Raw genomic sequence first — 1,160 nt, 5'->3', positions numbered from 1 at the left:
CAGCCGCTGGAGGTCGGCTGGGGACGGACCGCCATGGCCGCGCATGCGGTCGAAGGCTGCGGAGATCGTCGAGGCACTTCCATAGGCGAGCCCGGCAATGATCGCGCCGCCGGCAAACAGTTCGGGATAGTCCGCCAGCATCACCGCCGCCATAGCGCCGCCGGCGGACAGACCGGTGAGAAAGATCCTCTTGCGATCGAGGCCATGCGTAACCACTGCCGCCTCGATCATCTGGCGAATGGACAGTGCCTCGCCGCTGTCGCGCCTGATATCGCCTGGTACAAACCAGTTGAAGCAAAGATTGGGGTTGTTGGCGCGCTGCTGCTCGGGGAACAGCACCGCAAAACCATGCTCGGCGGCGAGCTCGCTCCAGCCGGAGCCATGATCATAGCTGGCCGCTTTCTGGGTGCAGCCATGCAGCACGACGACCAGCGCCGCCTGCCGGGCCAGGTTCTTCGGAAGATAAAGCCTCGCGCGCAAGGCTCCGGGATTGGACCCGAACCCTGTAATTTCGGACAAGTGAGCGTCGTTCCGTTCTCCGGATCCAGCTGCTGGCCGCGCGTGCATCGCGCTCAGGCGAGCGATCGTATCGGATATATTTCGCAAGTCGGTGTCCTTGTGCGCCGGAATGGCACGGTCCTGCACAACGCACATGCAGCAATATCGTTGCTGCGATGCACAAGAACAAGCCGTTGCGTCCGTGAACCTATAGATTGAATTGCGCGCTCGGTGAGGCGAACTCAGAGGCCCAGCGCTAGTCTAAGTTTGCGGAGGAAACAAACCGGGTTTGCGGAGGAAACAAACCGGGAAACGTCCTCGCCGTTTGCAAGCCGCCTCTCGAGTAGCCCGAGCGACGACACAATGACTGAGAGCATGTTATTAAAATCATGGGCGACGCCGGCGGTCAGTTGGCCAACCGCCTCCATTTTGTGCGCCTGGTGAAGTGCCCGCTCGCTCTTCAGGCGACCTCGGCCGCCTCGGCCACGCGACGTTCGAGTGTATGGGAGTTTAAGCAGTTCGGCGTTGGCCCGCTCTGCAGTGCGGCGCGCTTCCAGAAGCTCTCGTTCATAGCGGCGGCGGTCGGACGCATTGAAGACGGTGATGCGGATGAACCGCAGATTGCCCGATTCACCTCGCCGCTCCGCGGCGTTGACGAGGAC

General features: G+C 62.0%; 2 protein-coding genes. One reads left to right on the top strand and one right to left on the bottom strand.

The window, feature by feature from the left end:
• Positions 1 to 606: PHB depolymerase family esterase (locus tag EOA22_RS34500; protein ID WP_245478773.1), on the bottom strand; the 606-nt coding region annotated here is incomplete at its 3' end.
• 281 nt (positions 607 to 887) lie between these two features.
• Here EOA22_RS34500 and EOA22_RS38330 point away from each other — a divergent pair.
• On the top strand, positions 888 to 1,160 hold a 273-nt coding region (locus EOA22_RS38330; protein WP_206521502.1), incomplete at its 3' end, for a hypothetical protein.

The organism is Mesorhizobium sp. M7A.F.Ca.US.014.04.1.1 (genome assembly GCF_003998745.1).
Taxonomy (GTDB): Bacteria; Pseudomonadota; Alphaproteobacteria; order Rhizobiales; family Rhizobiaceae; genus Mesorhizobium; species Mesorhizobium ciceri.
This window is presented reverse-complemented; position numbering and strand designations above follow the sequence as displayed.